We start from the raw sequence: 1096 nt of genomic DNA on the forward strand, positions 1-1096 counted from the left end.
GGAGACTTAGCACGTTGGCGTCAAGATGGGACGTTAGATTATATAGGACGTGCAGATCATCAAATTAAAATTCGTGGATTCCGAATTGAATTAGGGGAAATAGAAGCGGTAATAATGAAACATCCTAAAGTTGAACAAGTAGCTGTTATTGTACGAGAAGATCAACCAGGGGATAAACGATTAGTTTCTTATATCGTCGCATCAAATAATGAAACGATTGATACGAATGAAATGCGTCAGCATGCGGGAGGTAGTTTACCAGATTACATGGTTCCATACGCTTTTGTAGTAGTAAATGAGTTACCTTTAACGCCAAACGGTAAATTAGATAGAAAGGCATTGCCAGCTCCAGAATTTATTGCATCATCTTCTAGCCGCGGACCAAGAACACCGCAAGAAGAAATATTATGTGACTTGTTTACAGAAGTTTTAAGTGTGTCTCAAATTGGAATTGATGATGGATTCTTTGATCTTGGTGGTCATTCACTTCTTGCAGTGCAGCTGATGAGTCGCATTAAAGAGGCACTTGGAGTTGAACTAAATATCGGAACTTTATTTGCAGCACCTACTGTTGCAGGGCTTGCTGAAAGACTTGAAATGGGGAATGGTCAAAGTGCACTTGATGTGTTGCTTCCATTACGAGCAAGCGGAGAGCAATTACCACTATTTTGTGTACATCCAGCAGGTGGATTAAGTTGGTGCTATGCAGGACTTATGAAATCTTTAGGAACAGATTATCCAATCTATGGTGTACAAGCACGTGGTATCGCTAAAAATGAAGAACTTCCAAAAAGCTTAGAGGAGATGGCGGCGGATTATTTAAAACACGTTCGTGAAGTACAGCCTCACGGACCGTATCGTTTACTCGGTTGGTCGCTTGGAGGAAATGTTGTTCATGCAATGGCGGCGCAACTACAAAATGAAGGGGAAGAAGTAGAATTACTCGTTATGCTTGATTCTTATCCTGGTCATTTCTTACCAAATACGGAAGCACCTACTGAAGAAGAAGCGTTAATCGCATTACTTGCTTTAGGTGGATATGATCCAGATAACATGGATGGTAAACCACTTACTATGGAAAGTTCGGTTGCAATAC

1 protein-coding gene is annotated in these 1096 nt (G+C 40.8%); it reads left to right on the forward strand.

Annotated features, from left to right (window positions below):
- Positions 1–1096, forward strand: a 1096-nt coding sequence (locus AC1DTM_RS27890) for a thioesterase domain-containing protein (protein ID WP_477001414.1), incomplete at both ends; no start/stop codon positions are given.

The organism is Bacillus sp. P4_D3 (assembly GCF_056401855.1).